The sequence below is a fragment of the Rhodococcus sp. IEGM 1307 genome (genome assembly GCF_030056915.1).
Taxonomy (GTDB): domain Bacteria; phylum Actinomycetota; class Actinomycetes; order Mycobacteriales; family Mycobacteriaceae; genus Rhodococcus_F; species Rhodococcus_F opacus_D.
Genome location: NZ_JASHKW010000043.1, coordinates 1 through 19,393 on the forward strand (window position 1 = coordinate 1; position 19,393 = coordinate 19,393).

At 58.8% G+C, this 19,393-nt stretch carries 16 protein-coding genes and 2 pseudogenes; 8 read left to right on the forward strand and 10 right to left on the reverse strand.

What is annotated here, in order from left to right; genetic code table 11:
* Nucleotides 1-782: 782 nt before the first annotated feature.
* From QM841_RS41935 to QM841_RS41945, 4 genes and pseudogenes are all read left to right on the forward strand, one after another.
* The gene (locus QM841_RS41935; RefSeq protein WP_283336626.1) at nucleotides 783-1,931 is read left to right on the forward strand and encodes an acyl-CoA dehydrogenase family protein; all 1,149 of its coding nucleotides are present in this window, start codon (nucleotides 783-785) and stop codon (nucleotides 1,929-1,931) included.
* Between the two features lie 79 nt (nucleotides 1,932-2,010).
* Entirely contained in the window at nucleotides 2,011-2,538 is a 528-nt protein-coding gene (locus tag QM841_RS41940; protein WP_283336627.1) for a winged helix-turn-helix domain-containing protein, read from the forward strand.
* A pseudogene (locus QM841_RS43715) lies at nucleotides 2,517-2,780 on the forward strand (transposase); the annotation flags it as partial. The gene QM841_RS41940 and the pseudogene QM841_RS43715, both read left to right, overlap by 22 nt.
* A 25-nt stretch (nucleotides 2,781-2,805) precedes the next feature.
* Nucleotides 2,806-2,946 (forward strand): hypothetical protein, encoded by a 141-nt coding sequence (locus QM841_RS41945; protein ID WP_283336629.1) that lies wholly within the window; start codon nucleotides 2,806-2,808, stop codon nucleotides 2,944-2,946.
* Between the two features lie 827 nt (nucleotides 2,947-3,773).
* On the opposite strand, the gene QM841_RS41955 is transcribed toward QM841_RS41945, so the two are convergent.
* From QM841_RS41955 to QM841_RS41985, 7 genes are read right to left on the reverse strand one after another with little or no spacing between them, the layout of a single operon-like run.
* Nucleotides 3,774-5,027, reverse strand: coding sequence for an alpha/beta fold hydrolase (locus QM841_RS41955; RefSeq protein WP_283336630.1), 1,254 nt, complete (start codon nucleotides 5,025-5,027; stop codon nucleotides 3,774-3,776).
* Entirely contained in the window at nucleotides 5,024-5,320 is a 297-nt protein-coding gene (locus QM841_RS41960) for a hypothetical protein (protein ID WP_283336631.1), read from the reverse strand. The genes QM841_RS41955 and QM841_RS41960 overlap by 4 nt, the downstream gene beginning before the upstream one ends.
* Nucleotides 5,317-5,913, reverse strand: coding sequence for a VOC family protein (locus tag QM841_RS41965; protein WP_283336632.1), 597 nt, complete (start codon nucleotides 5,911-5,913; stop codon nucleotides 5,317-5,319). The genes QM841_RS41960 and QM841_RS41965 overlap by 4 nt, the downstream gene beginning before the upstream one ends.
* A 58-nt stretch (nucleotides 5,914-5,971) precedes the next feature.
* A complete protein-coding gene (locus QM841_RS41970; protein WP_283336633.1) occupies nucleotides 5,972-6,697 on the reverse strand; it encodes a TetR/AcrR family transcriptional regulator in 726 nt (241 codons plus the stop codon).
* 42 nt (nucleotides 6,698-6,739) lie between these two features.
* Nucleotides 6,740-8,419 (reverse strand): AMP-binding protein, encoded by a 1,680-nt coding sequence (locus QM841_RS41975; protein WP_283336634.1) that lies wholly within the window; start codon nucleotides 8,417-8,419, stop codon nucleotides 6,740-6,742.
* Between the two features lie 54 nt (nucleotides 8,420-8,473).
* Nucleotides 8,474-9,598, reverse strand: a complete 1,125-nt coding sequence (locus QM841_RS41980) for an FAD-dependent monooxygenase (RefSeq protein ID WP_283336635.1) — start codon at nucleotides 9,596-9,598, stop codon at nucleotides 8,474-8,476.
* The gene (locus QM841_RS41985; RefSeq protein ID WP_141473318.1) at nucleotides 9,595-10,173 is read right to left on the reverse strand and encodes a flavodoxin family protein; all 579 of its coding nucleotides are present in this window, start codon (nucleotides 10,171-10,173) and stop codon (nucleotides 9,595-9,597) included. Before QM841_RS41985 ends, QM841_RS41980 begins: the two co-directional genes overlap by 4 nt.
* A gap of 193 nt (nucleotides 10,174-10,366) precedes the next feature.
* Between QM841_RS41985 and QM841_RS41990 the strand changes: the two genes are divergently transcribed.
* Complete coding sequence (locus QM841_RS41990) at nucleotides 10,367-11,326, forward strand: PDR/VanB family oxidoreductase (protein ID WP_283336637.1); 960 nt, start codon at nucleotides 10,367-10,369, stop codon at nucleotides 11,324-11,326.
* 89 nt (nucleotides 11,327-11,415) lie between these two features.
* Here the strand turns inward: QM841_RS41990 and QM841_RS41995 are convergent, their stop codons facing one another.
* Nucleotides 11,416-12,606, reverse strand: coding sequence for a cytochrome P450 (locus tag QM841_RS41995; RefSeq protein WP_283336638.1), 1,191 nt, complete (start codon nucleotides 12,604-12,606; stop codon nucleotides 11,416-11,418).
* Between the two features lie 143 nt (nucleotides 12,607-12,749).
* Complete coding sequence (locus QM841_RS42000) at nucleotides 12,750-14,102, reverse strand: MFS transporter (protein WP_283336639.1); 1,353 nt, start codon at nucleotides 14,100-14,102, stop codon at nucleotides 12,750-12,752.
* Nucleotides 14,103-15,082: 980 nt separating this feature from the next.
* Between QM841_RS42000 and QM841_RS42005 the strand changes: the two are divergent.
* Together QM841_RS42005 and QM841_RS42010 are read left to right on the forward strand one after the other, a co-directional pair.
* A pseudogene (locus tag QM841_RS42005) lies at nucleotides 15,083-15,349 on the forward strand (IS21 family transposase); the annotation flags it as partial.
* Nucleotides 15,350-15,601: 252 nt separating this feature from the next.
* Complete coding sequence (locus QM841_RS42010; protein WP_283336640.1) at nucleotides 15,602-16,285, forward strand: hypothetical protein; 684 nt, start codon at nucleotides 15,602-15,604, stop codon at nucleotides 16,283-16,285.
* 60 nt (nucleotides 16,286-16,345) lie between these two features.
* Here the strand turns inward: QM841_RS42010 and QM841_RS42015 are convergent, their stop codons facing one another.
* Nucleotides 16,346-17,767: a PIN-like domain-containing protein gene (locus tag QM841_RS42015; protein WP_283336641.1), complete on the reverse strand. Its 1,422-nt coding sequence runs from the start codon at nucleotides 17,765-17,767 to the stop codon at nucleotides 16,346-16,348.
* A gap of 853 nt (nucleotides 17,768-18,620) precedes the next feature.
* Here QM841_RS42015 and QM841_RS42020 point away from each other — a divergent pair.
* Nucleotides 18,621-19,307 carry a recombinase family protein gene (locus QM841_RS42020; RefSeq protein WP_283336643.1) on the forward strand — a complete coding sequence of 229 codons (687 nt, stop codon included), beginning with the start codon at nucleotides 18,621-18,623 and terminating at the stop codon, nucleotides 19,305-19,307.
* The last annotated feature ends 86 nt before the right edge of the window (nucleotides 19,308-19,393 follow it).

Genomic DNA, 19,393 nt, shown 5'->3' on the forward strand with positions numbered 1-19,393 from the left:
TTCGGCACCAACGCCACCCGACGCTCGTCCACACTCGACTCCCGGACCACACCGACCGTCGGGCGCGCGGTACTGCGCGTATGCGCGGTTTGAGGTTCCAAATCAACTCCCTGAGGTTTTGAAATCCATTAGTCGGGAAACGAGCTACACAACACGCAACAGCCCTCTGGCGATCATGAATTTCGAAGTCCATTGATTTACCGTCAGCCGACCCGGCCCGCCGTCATTGAGGTTTGGAGACGGTGACCGAGCGCCCGCCCTGTCACCATCGTCGGTGTAGTCCAACCGGCACTTTGGTAGAGGTGTAATCGCTGCCAGCCAGGAGGGTGTAAAGGTTGAACCGGGCTTATGTAGCACCGTGCCTGCCTGGCCACGATCGTTACAACGATCCCGGCCAGTGCAGTTTCAAGACCTGTCAGGAGAGTCGGCTGCACTCCGGCCACCTCAAACAAGTCCCCTCACCCATCGCGGATTTTCCACGCGCCCTTCGGTCTCCGACAGAGGCAACTTCGTGCCTTTTACCAGCTTTGTATGACGGTATCCCGCATACGGTATTATAGTCAAGGTTACATAGTTCGACGGAACCTTCACGCGCTCGCTACAGGACGCGCACAAAATAGCGACGGCACAACGGATGGACGTCAGAGGTGGCGCCGCTCTCGGTAGCTCAACCGAGTGGCGCTGTCATACCTGCGCCGTGGAGAAATGCCAGGCGCGTCGCACAACGCCAAGCCGACTCAATAGACCAGCCTTTTACACCTCACCCAAGAGATAGGGAGCCTATGAAGAAGTACGTCCCCACCTGGCGCGACAACGAGGTCCGGGCGCTGTCCGACCTCGCGGGAGGCTTCTTCGCGCGCGAGATCGTTGCGCAGAACGAGAAGTGGGACGCTCAGCACCACATTGACCGGAACGCGTGGCTTGAGGCCGGCAAGCTGGGGTTGCTGTGCTGCTCGATCCCCGAGGAGTACGGCGGCGGTGGGGGCACGTTCGCCCACGACCTCGCCGTGTTTGACGCGCAGGGCTACGCCGGCGACCTCGCGTTCGGCATCTCGGTGCATTCGGGCATCGTCGCGCACTACATCCATGAGTACGGTACCGAGGAGCAGAAGAAGACCTGGCTGCCAGGTATGGCGACCGGGGAGATCCTCGGTGCCATCGGAATGACCGAGCCCGGCGCCGGATCCGACCTCAAGGCGATCAAGACCATCGCGATCCGGGACGGTGACGACTACATCATCAACGGGTCGAAGACATTCATCACCAACGGCGCGTCCGCCGACGTCATCGTGATGGCCGTCAAGACGGACCCGAAGGCCGGCGCCAAGGGCGTGTCCATGCTGATCGTCGACCTGCGCGATCAGCCCGGCTTCGTGGTCGGTCGGGTTCTCGACAAGGTCGGCCAGCACGGCGCCGATACCTCCGAGCTTTCGTTCACCGATGTGCGGGTGCCGATGTCGAACCTGCTCGGCGACCTGGAGGGGCAGGGCTTTGGTCAGTTGATGGCGCAGTTGGTGCAGGAGCGACTGATCATTGGGGCGCAGGCATCGGGCGCGATGCGTCGTGCCGTCGACGAGACGGTCTCCTACACAAAGAACCGGGAGGCGTTCGGACACAGCCTGTTCGAGTTCCAGAACACCGCCTTCGAGCTGGCAGAGTGTCAGACCATCGCCCGCACCTGCGAGGTATTCCTCGACCACTGCATCCAGGCGCACCTGCGCGGTGAACTCGATGCCGCCGAGGCAGCTATGGTCAAGTACTGGCTGACCGACAAGCAGTGCGAGGTGATCGACCGGTGCGTACAGTTGCACGGCGGCTACGGATACATGCGCGAGTACCTGATCGCGCGGATGTACGAGGACGCCCGCGTGCAACGGATCTACGCAGGTGCCAACGAGATCATGAAGGCCATAATCGCCCAAGCGCTCTAACTTACTGTAAATAAAGATGTTTCGGTAATAGGGTGTATCGCTGCGCGGGATTCGCACCGTGCTGCTTGATCATTGATGAATGGCAGGGAAGGAAACCGGTTCGGGCGAGAGCTCGGATGCCCGGAAAGTCAAGCAGCGCGGCGGTCGCCGTGATCTCGAGGCGTTGCGTGACCGGCGGATGCGGGCGGCGGAGATGTTTGCCGCAGGACAACGACAGATCGATGTCGCGGTCGAGTTGGAGGTCTCCCAGCAGACCGCCTCACGCTGGCATCGACAGTGGATCGAAGGAGGCAACGAGGCATTGGAAGGTGCCGGTCGCGCGGGACGCCGGCCCCGGCTCGATGACGCCCAGATCGCCGCGATCCGAGAGGAATTACTCAAAGGACCCCAGGCTCACGGCTTCGCGACCGGAGTGTGGACCCTGGGCAGGGTCGCGATCGTGATCGAGCGGCTCACCGGCGTGACCTACGGACCCACCCAGACCTGGACGATCCTGCGGACCAGGCTGGGGTGGAGCCGGCAGCGTCCCGCACGTCGGGCAGTCGAACGCGACGAGGACGCCATCGTCGCCTGGCGCGAGAACGAGTGGCCGCGGATAAAAAAATAGCGCGGCGCCGAGGTGCGTGGATCTGCTTCCAGGACGAAAGCGGTGTGTCGCTGCTCCCGGTGGTCCGAGCAACCTGGGCGCCCAAAGGCCTCACACCCGTGCTGCATCACCGATTCTCCTGGAAACGCATGTCCATGGCCGGAGTCCTGGCCTATCGACCCGACCGCAGTCGCAGTGCATTCGTGTTCTCCATGACCGACGGCGCCTACAACACTGACAAGCTCATCGAGTTCCTCACTCAATCCCATCGAACAGGTCTGGGGCAACATGAAATCCACCGAACTGGCCAACCTGTGCCCCGATACCCTCGACGAGGTCCGCATCGCGACCGAGTCCGGGCTGACTCGGATCGGCTCGAGCTACGACCTGTGTCACAGCTTCCTCGACCACACCGGACTTTCCTTATGACCAGTTCTCACTCAATAAGCGAAACATCTTTAGACGATGTTGTTGCTCATATGTCACCCACTCGCAGTGGATTTCGATCAAGCGCCGATATCGCAGACAGCCCGTAGACGAACTCACGGGAGGTGCCGCCTTTCCGAAGTTGGGACACCTGGAACCCGACAGCTGCTGTTAGTCGGCGTTTGTACTCGGTGATGTCGATTGCGAATGCGGCGGTGATATCCCTCGGAGCCGGCCCACCAAGCGGTTCCCAAAGAAGCGCAAAGTCCAGAATGTCGTTGTCACAAAGACTGTTCCACATTTCGTTCCTCTGTGAGGCGCGTGCTCAAGTTTGCGTAGCCTGGGATCTGTCGGATCGCCGGTCGCCCGCTCCGTCCACGTGACCCGCCGAACGACTCACGGAACGAGACGAGGATCGTCCGTTCGCAGGCGGTGCGGGGTATGTGCCCGCTAAACTGCGTATTTCCCCTTGAGCGCAGTTGGAATCAGGTATAACCTGCCACAAACGTTCGATGAACCGGAGCCGCGACATTCCGAAGTGAACGACGATCTCTTCCTCGTCCGGACCGCCGTATGGTGCCCACATACTGGCGAACTCGATGAGGCGCTCCGCCTCGGTGTCGCGATGCTTGCGCGTGCGGTTGACCTCGGCCCATGCGGCGCGTCGCCGCTGGGACCATCTGCGATACTCGCGAGAATTCATCGGATTGAACGATCTACTCAGGGCCTGTGGTGGCCTTCGGAATTTGGTCGTCCTCGCCGCGGCAAGGCGTGAAAGCGGAGTGACATCCGTTCAGGGGTAACTGTCAAGTTAATTTCCGCACGGCGCACTACATCTCGACGTCGACAGTCTTAAAACGGTCAGCGAGCCAGGGCACCAGATGCTCCGTGGCACTCTCGTACGCAGTGAGCTCGCCGTCGACGAGCGGTTGCCCGAAATGCTGACCCCTTACGGTGCAGCGTGTCTTGTCGTCTGCGCCGATCGCCTCGAACATACGATCGCCGTCGGCGGCAAACGCCGCCTGATCTCCCGAGACCTCGATGAAGAGCGTTGGAATTCGAATGCCCACCGCGCACCGCGTGAAATCCGCGTTGGTACTGAACGCCGACCACGTCGAGAGCCATGCGTCCGGGGTAGTCAATCGCCCGAAGCCAACCAAACCGAAGTTAGTCAGGTCTGGGCGACGACCGAAAAGCGAGCCATAGTGTCGATCGTTCACATCGAGATGAAGATCTGTGTAGCGGGGATCAGCGTCGGTCCGGTGCGTAGTGATGATGCGTGGAGTCAGCGATGCGCGACGATCACGCGAGTCACCGCTCCGCGCGAATCTGGCACGGGCCTCACTTGCCTCGTCTGCGAGCGCTCGGGCCCGCGCATCGATCCGTTTGACACGTTCTCTTTGCGCGGCGCGGTACTCCTGCACGAACGACGCACTGTACTTGGAACTCCCAGGGGCCGGTAGGAACCCATTTGCGGTGTCGTACATATCCAGGTCACGGATGACCGATGTCGGATCGCCCTCGTCGGCGACCGAAGGGTCGATACACTTCAGCAGCACCTGGCCCTGTCCCGGATGAGGTGCCAGGAAGACAACGCCATTCGGTTGCGGCATCGGTGCACCGGACAGTTGGATTCGACGCCCGGCTGGTGTGATATCGATTCGATGCTCTGGTTCGGTTGCCGCTTGCTCGATGTAGAACGCTGCGAGGGTGCCACCACCGGAGTGACCGAAAAGCACGACGTCGTCGAAACCGTGCTCTCGGAGGAAGTTCTGACCGGCAGCCATATCGAGTATGGCTTGTTCGTGCACCAGATTGATGTCGTTGTTGGGTGACCTGGTGTCCTGTGTCCACACCGATACGCCCATGCGCAGAAACCACGACACCATCGGATGGTGTGTCAGTGACTGCCGAGGGTGCATCAGACACACCACGGTGCGAGAATTCTCAAGTTCACGTAGCAGACCAGCGACGACAGCACCGTCGAAGGTCGTCAACTCATGGGCAGTGGTCCGAACCCCGAGCGGAATCGCCGCGCCAGCCACTGTCCGTCCGGCACCAAGTCGATCGACCGCTTCTGTCATGCTTTTCGACCTTCTCGATTTGTGACGACAGTTTCCCCTGACCACTCAGTTGACGGCTCGATACACAGCACTTCTTTGTCCCACCGCGTGACCCGACCGCTCTGGATGGCTGCCACTGAGCTGAACCACAGTGCGTTACGAAGGCCGGTCGCGTTGCGGTCGATCTCAAGAGTGTGGTGGCAAGTGACCTCGTAATACGGTCCGCGTCTCACAACATTGACATCTGGATTGTCGGCGGCAGCCTTCGCCAGTGGCACGAAGTCGACGACATCAAGGACGTAAAGAATCGTCATGCGAACGACACCTCTGTCAGCTCACCTGCGAATCGATCGGCGATGATCTGCGCCTTGATTCGATAGAAGGCTTCCAATGTCGGCTCATCCTCATCTACAACTGCCATGAGCGCATCGGCGCTCAGGTTGGCGTCGATGTCGTCTTCGGCGGTGATCTCTCGAAGTGGACGGGTTACTTCGATCAGATACCCGTTCGGATCGGTAACGTAGATGGACTCGACAGTCTCGTGTCGCACTTGAAGTTCGCATGGGTGGTTGCTCTCGTCGAGGCGCCGCCGATACTCAAGCAGATCTTCCTCAGAGTCCACATGGATTGCGAGATGACGTGCGCGCTTCAGAAGTTCCGGGATCTCAGTGTCCTCGTACCGCTCCACACCGAAGTAATAGAAGAACGCCAACCTGTCGCCTTGACCGATATCGAAGAAGAAATGAATGAAGTCGGGATGTTCGCCGGCGCCCCACCCGAGAGCACACGTCGCATGAACGACTGGAAATCCCAACACGTCACGATAGAAACGGATCGTGGCTTTCGGATCGAAAGTCGGGAACGCGGCATGATCGACGCCGCGTACCTTGTGAACGAGCTCGTTCATAATTGCCTCTCTAGGGTGGTAGTCGTAAATTTGGATTTGTAACTCTGGATTCGTCCTGTCATGACGGTGGTAGTAACGCCCGTAAACGTTCGAGATCACCCGCAATAGAATCGACAACTACTCGTGGATCTGCGCTCGCTCTGTCGGCTCGCGATATCATCGCAACGGCACTGTCGGCCATTTGTTCTGCAATAGAGACAATTTCGGGTTCGTGACCGGGTTCGTACCACCATGCGACCCAATTGCACATACCGATGATTTGCAGTGCGGCAACCCTGGGATCGATGTCACGAAACCACCCTCCATCAATACCCTCCGTGATCACTCTCACCAGAGCCGACAAGGCAGCCCTACGACCACGCAAGAATTGCTCCGCCAGTTCAGGAGGAAGCACCGATTCTGATCGGTCGAGCATTCGGAATCGAGTTCGGTTGGCAGCGCGGTCGAGGACCCAGGAACGCGTGAAATTGCGCACGCGGTCGGGCGGTGTCCCCTTCTCGTTCGCAATCTCCTCGACGCTCTCGACGCTCCGTATCGTCATCTCCGATACGAGCTTTGCAAGGATCTCTTCTTTGCTCTTGACGTAGTAGTAGAGGTTCTGCCTACTCAGGCCGACGGCGTCGGCAATATCCTGAGGCGTAGTGCCAGCGTAACCACGCTCGGCGAATAGCCGAGCCGCCTGCTCGAAGATGGCACTCTCGAGAGTTTCGCGACGCGCACCGGATGATCGGGAGGTGTTGGTGTTCGGGCTCTGTTGGTCATCCGGAGATAGGTTCTTGTTCATTTCGCCAGCATAACCACGTTCAGCGATACCATTGGGCACTGGTCAACCTCCCGCCGAAGTGGCGCCTGTTACGACGGACTCAGCGGCTTGCCGGCGGAGCAGCCGACGATCAATCTTTCCGATTTCGCTCGCGCGTGGAAGCGCGTCGAGCCATACGAGATGTTCCGGCCACTTGTATTTGGCGACTCCGAGCGAATCCAGATGCCTACGAACTTCCTCCAGGCTGACTTCCCCTGCAGGGCCGGTGAGAAACGCGCACGCGCGTTCGCCGAGTCTGACGTCGGGCACTGGCACCAAAACAGCTTCGTCGATATCTGGATGGGACATCAGCAGCAACTCGACTTCTGCGGTGCTGATCTTTTCGCCGCCCCTGCTGATCATGTCTTTGATCCGGCCTTCGATGGTGAGGCAGCGAACCCCATCGATAATTCTCTCGCACACGAGATCTCCACTGCGGTAGAAACCGTCCGCAGTGAACGCGTCGCGATTGTGATCGGGCGCGTTAAGGTATCCACGGATGGTGTACGGCCCTCGCGCACACAGCTCGCCCACCTCCTCCTGGCCTACTTCGTCTTCGGTCCCCGGATAGAAGATGCGAATCTCGTCGAATTCGCTGATCGGTACCCCGACGCCCGCAAGTCGCGCGGATCGCGGATAGTTCACCGGCGTTGTCGCGCAGAGACCTTCGCCCATCCCGAAGACCTGTCCCGCCCAGATTCCTCGAGCCTCCAGGGCGCGGAAGTGGTCCTCGGACACCTTGGTACCGCTGAAGAGTGCACGCTTGAGATGCTTGGCATCTCCCATTCGCCGATCATGAACGGCTTCGTAAGCGAACGGGCCGACAAAGGCGTCCGTCGCTCGACCGTCGGTCAGCGTCCAGAAAAGACTGTCCAGGGTGGGGCTTCCGAGAACGAGAGCGGCTCCCACACTGTGTGGGCCGTGTAACCCGATCACGATGCCAGCATTGTGCACAATGGGTCCTGCATACGAGACCCGAGTCTCGCAAGTCCATTCTCGTGCAGCGGCGAAGTCGGTGGCATAGGTCCAGTAGCTAGCCTGCAGACACGGAATCACCTTGGGAATACCTGTGGTTCCTCCCGACAGTTGATAGGCGGCCACGGACTGTGGACCCATCGACTCTTGGATAGAGGTGATCATCTGCCGGGCCAGCGCCGGGTCGACTTCGCTGCCGAGGTCATCGAAGCTGACTGTGCCCGCTCCACGCTCGCCCTCACAGGTAATGATCATGCGTTCTCGATCACTCCCAGCGGACTCGGCCAACGCGAACTCGACGAGGTCGAACTTGGGATTGTCTGCCGGCACCAGGTGAGCGATCGCCGCAGTCTGTCGACCGATCTCAGAGATCTCGTGATGTCGATGGATCGGCAAGGTGCACACTGGCACGAGCCCGGCTTTCAGGAGTGCGTACCACGCGACGACTGTGCTCGGACGATTGTGGAGCTGGAGCAGCACTCGCCCCCCTACAGGTAGACCCAGCTCGACAAGTCCAGCTGCGCGGCGATCGGTCACCGCGTCGAGTTCGGCAAATGTCAGAGTTCCGCTCTCACTGACCAGTGCTGGCCGTTCGGGCCACTCCAGGGCGACGGTATGCAAGTGTTCCGCGATCGTGCCTGGTTTCCACACCCCCTTCTGGAGGTAATCGACCTCGATTTCCTGCGGGTACAACACGACGCCCACGCCCGAATCGTCGAGATTTGTCACGGTGATCCTTTCAGCAGATGGCACGCAGTGTCCCGGTTTCTGTGGTGCCTGTCATCAGAGCTGCGTCTCGTACATGTCGATGACCGCTTTGTTAGCACTCCTGAAGTCGGGGTATCGGATGCGGCCCGTTCGCATGAAGTACTCGAGAGCGAATTTGACCGGATCGTCGATTTTTCGTGAAGGCAGGCCTTCGTACCAGGAGATGCTGCGGAGAGCGGCGGCCTGAAAGCCGGATGCGATGGGCTTGCGCCTTGTCTCGAATGCGCGCAAACCCTCCGCGACATCCCAATCCGCCTGTTGCATTGCTTCCATTAGGTAAACGGCGTCGCGCATGGCAAACCTTGTACCGGAACCGATGGAGGGGTGAACAGTGTGGAGGGCATCGCCGATGAGAACGAGGTTGCGATGCGTCCAGTTGGCGCAGCTGACGAATTTCGCTTGGAACCACGGCGAGTGGTTGCTGAGAAGCTCGGCGCCATCGAGGTAGTCCGTGAACAGTTCCTGGCAGACGGCACGCGACTCTGCCTCTGTCTTGTCCGCGAATCCAAACGCATCGAATGTGTCTTGACCCACTTCGACTGTAAAGTTGCTGAGGTCGGGTGCGAAGGTCGATGCATGGCTCATCACCACGCCATGGTCGGTGTCCTGCAAAATAATCGAGGGATTAAAGAACTTCGACGTCCCGTACCAAGCAAGCCAATTTTCGGTCAGGACGACGGATGGTTCGAAAACGTCAGCGAATCGCTCTCGGGTCCGGCTGTTCACCCCGTCTGCGCCGACAACAAGGTCCCATTTTGCCATTTCGGATTCCGACAGTTCCTCCGCGACGTCATGCTGAACTTCCACGCCGGCTTCGATCGCTGCGGCTTCAAGCACTCCGATCAGTGACCAGCGTGCGTTCAGATGGGCGGGATCGACGGTGACGGAGACGGTTTGGCCGTTCAGTGCGATATCCATCGCCTCGTGGCTCGAATTGCCCTCGAGGCTTGCCAGCACATCGGGAGCTGCCGGCCGGAGGGCATCGATTGCACTCTGAGAGAAGGCGACTCCCCAGCCGTAGGTGACTCCTTTAGGGTTCTGCTCCCGCACCAGCACCTGAGCATCGGGCATGGCACGCTGGGCCATCAGCGCGAAGAACAGACCCGCAGGGCCCCCGCCCAGTATCAGAATGCGCTTCAACGGTTCATCTCCTTGTGATTCCAGATGCGCGCGGCATGCGCAACGCGGCTTCCCAGTGAATGTGCCGTAGCGAGGTCACTGTCGAGGATTCCTTCGATTCCTTGATCCGTGTTCGTCTGCGCCATAGCGCCGATATAGCTACCGAGCCTATTGAGATTCTCGTCGGATTTGTAGCTCGCGTTGTTGCCGTCCAGCAGCCCAAGACCAACCCAAATCATGCCGTGCTGCATTGCAAAAAGGTTGAGCTGCACAAGCGTGTTGAGCTTGTCGCCGCTGTAACCACCGGAGCTGGTGAAACCTGCCGCCAATCGTCCTTGCCAGCGCTGCGCGGCCCACAATCCGGACGTTCTCTCCATGAACGATTTGAAGCTTGACGAAGCGCTACCCATGTACGTAGGGCTACCGAATATCATTGCGTCACAGCCGTCCAGAAGTTCCGGGGCAGCTGCAACGTCGTCCGCGAAGTACAGCCGCGCGGTCACCTCGTCTACCGATGCGGCTCCTTCCCCGACGGCCCGAGCCAGGGCCGCGGTATGCCCGTATCCACTGTCGTACACGATGCCCACATGAGCCATTTACATGTCCTCTCATTCAAGTGCGTTGCCGTGCTGCGGGTCGAGATTGAAATGACCGGCCACCCGGTTTCGAGAGACACCGCTATGCACCCATTTGACAGTATTGTCTAAAATTTGTCCAAATGCAAGAGTGGTAGGTGACGGACCGAACCATCGGGGACCGCAACGTGTTCGATCGCCAGAAGGAGCTGCAATGCCAATCGCACCAACGACGTTTGTTCACGAGGTGTCAGTGATCGCCCGCACTCATCTAGCGGACGACGTCGTCGAGTTGGTCCTTCGATCAACGAACCAAACACCGCTGCCACAATGGGAACCGGGAGCGCACATAGACCTCGTCATGGAACCCGGACTGGTCCGCCAGTACTCGCTATGCGGCGACCCCACCAATCCTCTGACCTACCGGATAGCGATCCGTCGGGAACACGACGGCCGCGGCGGCTCCGTCCGCGCACATCAATTGAACGTCGATGATGTAACCACCATTCGCGGGCCGCGTAACCATTTCTCCCTATACGACAGTTCTGCTTACGTTTTCGTGGCAGGTGGCATCGGCATCACCCCGATCATTCCGATGATTCGACGTGCCGACGCCAACAGGCTCCCGTGGCGTTTGCACTACATGGGGCGCAGCAGATCCTCAATGCCGTACCTATCAGAATTGGCCGAACTCGATCGGGGCCGAGGTAACGTCCATATTTTGCCATCCTCGGAATTCGGGCGAGCTCGGATCGAGCATCTTTTAACCCCAACGGACGTAGGCTCGACGGTGTACTCATGCGGCCCGGGCACACTCCTTCACGCAGTCGAAGATGCATCAAAGATGATCGGATTATCCTGCTATACTGAACGATTCACTGCACAGGTGAACGATGATGTGGTGGACGTACCATTCGTTACAAGGTTGGCTGCGTCAGGAATCGATCTCCTCGTTCCAGCCGATCGCACGTTGCTCGACATTCTGATCGATGCCGATATCGATGTCTCGACCTCATGCGAGGAGGGAACGTGCGGCAGTTGCGAAGTTCCGGTCATCGACGGGGTACCCGATCATCGCGACACCGTTCTCACCGCAGAAGAACGGGCATCCTGCGACCGAATACTGGTCTGTGTTTCCCGCTCACGAACGCCCATGATTGTCCTGGATCTGTAGCCGGCCATTGCCAAGGCCGGCCATCGACAAGAAAGATTCGATGGCCGGCCCTATTCGTACGCTCAATGCACCTGACCCGGCCGCGGTGACTAAACCTCCGCGCTGAACACCACTGGCAGCGATTCCGTTGTGAGCAGCTTCCCCGCGACCACCTTCTCCTGGCACTCTTCGGTGAGTTGCAGGTCTGGCAGGCGCTCGAGAACCCGACTGACAGTGACACGAATCTCGGCTCGTGCGAGATGCTGCCCGAGACACACGTGACTGCCACCACCGAACGCTATATGTGCGTTCCGACGCCGATCGAGATGAAACTCTTCAGGGTCCTCGAATCGTCGTGGATCACGATTGGCAGCGGCAAGATCGAGGAGAATTCTGCTCCCCTGCTCAATGCGTTCGTCGGCGATTGTCGTGTCCTGGACTACGGTTCGCGCAAAGTACTGCAGTGGCGTGTTGAGCCGCAAGCTTTCGTCGACAGCCCTCGTCATTGCCTTCTGATTGTCGTCTGCCGACGTGACCGCCTGGCGTATATCTTCTCGCGTGAGGATATCGTGCAAGAGCGCCGCGATGCCTGAACCAGTCGAATGATGACCACCAAGGAGATAAGCCAGCATCAAACTCGAGACTCCGTCCGAGTCGATCGGCATGCCTTCTACTGTTCCCGAGGCGAGGTCAGAGAGGAAATCTTGGCGCGGGTGGCTTCGCCGACTTGCAAGCTGCGATTCTACAAAATCCCCGAAAGCTTCCATTTCCACAGAAAATTCGCTCGTTCCGATCGATGAATACAATCGCGCCGCGACATCCCGGGCCGCCAACGACTCATCATGATCCAACCCCACAACTCGTCCAATCACGATGGACGGTAAAGGCTCGGCCAGCTCGCGCACCAGGTCGGCCGATCCTCGCGACGCGAAGTCGTCTATCAAGAAGTCCGCGATCTCCAGAATCGTTGGCTCGAAAGCGCGAACGGCTCGGACCGTCAACGGCGGTTCCATGATCCTGCGCCACACAGCATGTTGGGGATCATCAAATTCCATCGCGGCCGCTCGTGGTGTTCCAGTCGGTGGAATGAAGACACCGTCCGCTGACGAGAAGATTGTCGGCGCAGACAATGCCTCCCGCACCTCGTCGTACCGTGTAACCACGTCGAATCCGCCGTGACGGTCACTGTGGGCGACGGGACACCGTTCTCTCATCTGCGTGTGGCGAGCTCGAAATTCTCGAGCACCCAAAGTCGAATCGTTGTGATCAAAATCTGCAAAGGTCCGGCCCCGCTCGTTCACGCCGGTCTCCTCGTTTACTGATGGCATGTATGACCTCCTGGATCGAAGTTATGAAAGAACGGTGTCTCGATGGATATCAGTCGATCGTTCGGCGCAGGCGTAGTAACGGAATTGCCTGCGCCCGAACACGATCCTCCTGATAATTACGCCTTGGAATTTCGGGCTTCTTGCACACCCTCGTCGACGAGCTGCTCGGGAAAGGCATCCGCTGCCGGAAGACGAATTCCCGCAACGAGAAGTGCGCCACCGAACAGAGGGATCGCGAAGGCGACGAAGAGTGCCGATGGCGTCCAATCTCTGTCGATCAGCAGACCCGCGACGATCGGAGAGGTGATGGCGCCGATTCGGCCGAGCGCTGATGCCCAGCCGATCGCGGTGGCCCGAACCGAGGCGGGGTAGCAGTCGGGAGCCAGAGCGTAAAGTCCAGTGGCGCTGGTATTTACGAATGCACCCAAAGCGACCGTCACAATCAGTGCCAGAGTCAAGTTTCCGATTACTGTGCTCATAGCGAGGAATGACATCGCAGCTCCGACCAGCGCGCCGACGGTAAGGATACGACTACGTACGGTGATGGCAAGCACGCTGAAGACGAGAATTGCTGCGGCACCGCCAATATTGAGAAGAACGCCGCCGCTGATGCCCTGCTGCGCCGAGAAGCCACTTTGCTGAAGTAGCTTCGGCGTCCAACTCGCCGCAAAGTAGAAGGCAGCCATCATGAAGAAGAAGGCACCTCCGAGCAGCATCGAACGAACCCCATTGGCGCCGGTGAAGATTGCAGTACGCACTCCCGGCGCTTCTCGTCCGACCACGGCGGGAAGCTCGGCAATCGCGCCAAGGTTCATCTTGGGAAGAATCCGATTGATTTTTTCGAATGCGCCCGCCGGACGTCGTACCAGCAGGTAGTCGATCGACTCCGGCATGCGCAAGTACACAACGATCAGCAGTATCAAGGTAAGCACCGCTCCGGCCACGAAACTTGCCCTCCAACCGTACGAGGCCGTGAGCAGAGTTGCGGCTATACCCCCGAGCACGCCACCTAGCGGTAGGCCCATCGTGTACAGCGCAATCATCGTGCTGCGCCGGCTTCGCGGTGAGAATTCCGCGGTGATGACGGGAAGGCTGGCCACCAGCCCACCGATACCCAATCCGGTGAGAAGTCGAACTAGGCCCAGCTGAAGATAATTTGCTGAGATCGAGGCGAAGCCCATACTTATTGCAACCAGAAGCAGGCATGCGAGTGTGAGTGGCCGGCGACCTATGCGGTCTGCGAGCGGTGCGAGAAATGCCGATCCCAATGCCATACCGATCAAGGCACTGCTGAGCAGAATCCCCGTCTGAGACCCACTCAGACCCCACTCGCTCGCTATCTCCGGCGCGGCGAAGGCCATCAACAACAAGTCGTATCCCTCGGATAACACGATGGCGAGACAGAGTCCTACAACCATGACTTGATATCGGCTCATCGGTCGACTGTCAATCGATTCCCGAATGGACATTCTGAGTCCTATCTCCAGTGGTTGCAACGAGATGCGGCCTTGAGGTCGAGAGCGCTCCACATCGGACAGTCGTCCAGGAGTGAACATTCCGGAGTTGCTGCGAGTTGCAACATCTGGGTACGTCACCCAGCCACCCCGTCAACCGGTGTGGCATCTCATCGCTGTTAACTACCCTGACGCGAAGGCGCCAGGCATATGAGACTAGCGTCACGTTTTCAAATATGTCAAGAATCCGACTCGATTGTCTATTTACCCCGGTGCTCCCTCAGCTCCACTGTCTCAACAACGCGGTTTCGGAACAGGCAGGCCTCGTGGCAATCGTTGGTGGCTGGACCCTCTTCGACGACAGTCGATAGCGAATTGGTGATCGCGGCGCCATCGCGTGTGTTCAACATTGCTGATGTGGCACCACATCGTGGCGTCCCGAATGTCGAGGTCCTCGCCACCATCGCATGCGATGGACAAGCCCGGGAATTGGGTCATCACAGCCAAGGCGAGGGCCTGTTCAAACGAGATCCGGACGCAGCCGCGCCCCCGAAGGGCGCAACCGCGACCGCCCTGCGCTGCGGAAGAAGGACCCACCGTTGACGTAACGAGATCGAAATGACGGTCTGTGACGTCACTGGATTCTCTCGATGCCCGAACACTGGGGCAATGGCACACGAAGCTCGTTCCACTGATCGGAAGGGACTGCCCCGGCTCTGGTTGACACCTGACCCGTGAGGGATCCACCCTCATGTCGGCGGACATGAAAAACTGGCCATAGGCGGTCACGAAAGTGCCCGGTAGTGGTCACGAAACTGCCCGCTGACGGACATGGGTTTCTGCCCACTGGCGGACACGAAACTGCCCACTCGGGTGTGTCCGCTGGACGACACGTTTGATCCTCGCCCCGATCGCCTCCCCGGATCGGGGCCTCTCCTCGGGTTCGCTCGACGGTGCTACCACGCCGAAACGCGAGTCCTCGAGGAGAGGCCGCCGTGAAGTCTGCCAAGGAAGTCATGGAAATTCTTGCCGCCTACGACCTGACGAAGTCATATCGCGCCGCCGCCGCGCTGGCGGGGTGCTCGCATCACACCGTCGCCCGTCTTGTCGCCGAACGCGACACCGCCGATATCCCGACCCCACCGCGGGAGAAGAGATCGATGCTGATCGACGAATATCTACCGAAAATCGAAGAATGGGTCGAACATTCGAGAGGCCGCGTTCGAGCCGACGTCGCCCACGACAAACTGCTCGCCCTCGGACACTCACGAAAGAATCAGGCAAACCCGGCGCACGCACCCAGCGTGACTGCATCAACTCGATAACAAAAGCCGAGCGAAGGGAGCCGCCCAGCACGGGCGGCTGCCTCCGTTCAAGACACCGTCCACAACGCAAGAGTCCAGCTCAGCTGGCCACAACGACAACGAGCTAAAGATATCGACCGATTCCGAGACAGTTCAGGTCCCCTACGCGATTTACTAACTAACTAATGGAATCGAGGCAAGATTGGCCGGGTGAACCTTGCCACCGCTACCGACTGGATGAATGACTGGGATCCCCTCATCATCCTCGTATCGACAGTCGCACTGACTGCCATCACGGGCTACTACGCGTACCTCACACGTTCGATGGCAAGCAGCGCCCGAACCGCTGCCGAGCAGTCCCGCATCGCAGCCGAGGCGAGTCTCTCCTCGGTCGCCGTTGCGGAAGCATCGGTCGATGTCCAGTTCGATGTGAAGCCGGGTATGCTCGCCACACTCGGCGACGTGCGGCAACTGCTCAGCAGACTGGAGTCGGAGGGATCGCGGCCGGACGACACAGTATCGTTCTCAAAAGTTACATCGTGGCAGAACTTGCTCCTGACATGCCGGGGTGCCACAGTCACTGTGCACGGCCTCAAGTTGACGTACGTCTCTGTACAGAACCCGGATCCCACCGACTCAAACGTCGTATCCAGTACCGGAACGTATTACGAAGACATGGACTTGATACCAACTGAGAACTTGCCGCGCCTCTGCCATGCAGGCGAGACCGTTCAGTTCGAGGTGAAAGACCGGAGCGCTGGCGAGAACCTAGCCGAGATTAGGGCCACCATCTCTTACTCTTTTGGCAACGGACCAGTACGCGCCCGAGAGGCCAATTGGACGCGACCGCCCGTCACACATACGCATGAGTCCGACTCAACAGCCAGGCACTAAAACCGATACGTCCGAACCATCAAGGCCTATCAGCGGGCGACTTTCAAGAACTTAGCTCGCTCAGCCTGGTCTAACATCTGATATATTCGGCTCAATTAATTCCTCGTCGTCGACGAGAGCATCTGCCCGACTCATCCTTGCCTGCCGAGGTCCATATCGGTTTTCATCTTCAATCCGTGCCATCTCCTCCGCCAAAAGTGTAATTATTTCCGGATCATTCTTCGATAATTCGATTAATTCGTCCAGTTTCCCCCCGGACGAGCCAAGAACCTTGAGTGATTCTGCGGGGTAATGCACGAGCATATTGCGAATTTCACGTGCCCGATCCTCGGTTCGCTGTTGCCTCGAAAGTTCGTTGCGTCTAGCACGCTTTATTCGTGCCCGGCCTTTTGCAGAAAGCTCTTGAAGAATAACTAACGCAGCCTGTGCGCTGACGGGATCAAAGGGGCGCTCCCCGTTCAGCATCTCCTTAACACGGAATACATGCTGGTAGTTCGCCGTCGCCGGCCGCAGCGTCGCTAGGGCATTGTCAAGTTCGGCGACGATCATAGGGTGATGCAGCTCGCTCAAGAGGTTCGACTCTGCGCGCCGCTGCTCGTTGATTTCGTCTACGACCTGAATGGTGTCTGTTTCAACGTTTGCGGACAAATGCTCGTTCGCCAGCTCAAGAAACCTGTTGAGGGACACTTGATGGTAGAAGTTCTCGGTCTTCTTCATCATCTCGACTCGCAGTTCCCTACGTGGACCTGCGGTTTTTCCGCCTACTCGTTCGTACCAGTCTTCCTTTGTATCAGAAGTTACGTACAGCAACGGACGATCAGATTTTTCAGCGTAGGCAAGAATTTCATACCATACGAGAAGGTCACCCTCGCGACCCTCACGCTTCGAGGCATCCTTATATCCTGGCGGAACTTTGTCTTCATACCGCTGATCAACGGTCGCCATCCGATCGGCGATATCTTCTTCGCTGGGCTTCTGACCAATTTGCCCCTCGTCGATAAACAGCGCGTCGATCTTCTCCCGTATTTCATCGTCAGAAGCAGAATGCTCCAGACTTATGGTGTTTTGAGACTGGAGTCTCTCGATTTCGTCGGTCACCTGTTCGATCGCGGCGGGTAGGGATTCCCTCACGATCTTTTCGAGTTTTGCTTTGACGGACTTGTCGCGAAGCATGCCGACCTCAGCTAATACGGATGACTCTGATTTCGCTAGGGCCTCGCGTATGTCGTCGTATTGCTTGACATGGTCGGTGGCAACCTTGACACGATTCTTCTGGTACTCGAATGCAGCCTGGTACGGCAGCCACAGACGCTCACGTACACCGCCTTTTGCGAAGACGTCGAGGATCTGCTGGCGCTCGTCTGCGCCGAGCCTGTACAGGTCGAGGAGGACATTCGCGTCTAACGCAATCGTGCCCGCTGTGAGGATCGAGTATATGACTCCTCCGTCAGGGGAGTACCACTCTGGAAGGACGTTGCGCACAGCAGCCTCTCATTTCGACCGGGATGCAAATCGATTCAGCGTACGACAGGGTGCGCTAACATGCAGTTGTTCCATTGACGGACGTCCCTGGTGCGGGCAGAACACCCCTCAGTTGGATTCATGGCTGTGGCCAGGATGAAGACCCTTCGTAAAGGTGAGCGACTTTTCTTGCCGAGATCGGCAGCCCATTCAAGCGATCTGTATCGGATGCCCATGCTCCTGGAACGATGCGGCCTTTTGACGACTCCTACCCCCTCCAGGATGGCCGTAGCCCGCGCCCATTGCTCCGCCCGTTGCGCAGCTCAGAGCACTTGTTCCGACGTGTCTGCGATCATGGCCAAAAGCACGAGTCGGTATTCGAACTGGTCAATGACTTCGCGGCGGACCTGCCTCGCAGCCACGCAGCGTCCAGAGAGAGGAAATAGCGTGTTCGGAGTTTGGCAAAGTTGTGGCCATTTCTCGCGTTCGGCATCAATACCCAACTTCAAAAGTCGATCCATAGAATCCGTCGAGTGGGCAGCTCGGGAGAAAAACTGGACCGGTGTGGTGTCGGCGCTGATCGGCGAACTGAAAGGGGGCGAGTGGACGCCTCGATACTTCGTAGAGGTTGAGGAGATGCGGCCTTTGACCCCCAGGCAGATCCGGACGTACTCGAACGTGAGGTCCGGGCGATGGTCATGGACGAACAGTAAGCCTCTACCCGATTGGAGTGAATTGGCCACTGCAACGATCGATCTCGACCTCCGAAGAGAGTAGGCCCGCTATTGTATCCGGCGCATTGCTCCACTTACCTGGTCTTCCCGCTCGCCGAAGCACTACGTAAAGGGGTCTATACGTAGAATACGATGTGAGCATGCTGATCGGGTACGCACGGTGTTCGTCGTCTTCGCGCGACGAACGGGACCAGCGCGATCAGCTGCGAGTGTTAGGCGTGGACAACGATTCCATTCATGTTGACCACGGACTGACGGGTACGGACAGACCCCGTCCAGCCTTGACTGCGGCACTGTCTGCGTTGTCCGCGCGGGACACCCTGGTAGTTACCTCCCTCGATCGGCTGGCACGCTCGGTCGCTGACCTCAGCGCGATCGCAACAGACCTCCAGGCCCGCGACGTGCTGTTGATGTTCGACGGCACAGTCAATGACCCTCACGAGCCGATCGGCGCAACGGTCTTCGCAATGTTGTCGACTACCTTCCCCGAGTTCGAGTCTGGCCTGATCCGCCTGCGCACGATGGAGGGCAACGCCCGACGTAAAGCTGCAGGCGGCTTCGCCGGCCGCAAGCCCCTCCTCGACCCGGTGCAACAGTCAAAACTCTTCGAGGAGCACCAACGGGGCGAGCACTCCGTCGCAGAGCTGGCGAAGCGCTACAACCTCAGCCAGGCTGGCCTCTACAAGTACCTCGCCCGCGAGAAGGCTCGACGGAACGCATCCCCTTCTCTGTCGACCACTGAGCGACGCCAGCAGCAGGGGCATTCGGGGACAAGTCAGCGCGGAGCGGTGTCGCGGCAGCACGTCCCTGCTGGAACGCATGCATGAATGAACTAATCACTCACACATTCCGATGCAGTCAGACTGCTCCCCGACCCCGATCCTCAAGTCAGCGCGCATAGGGGTCGCGAGTA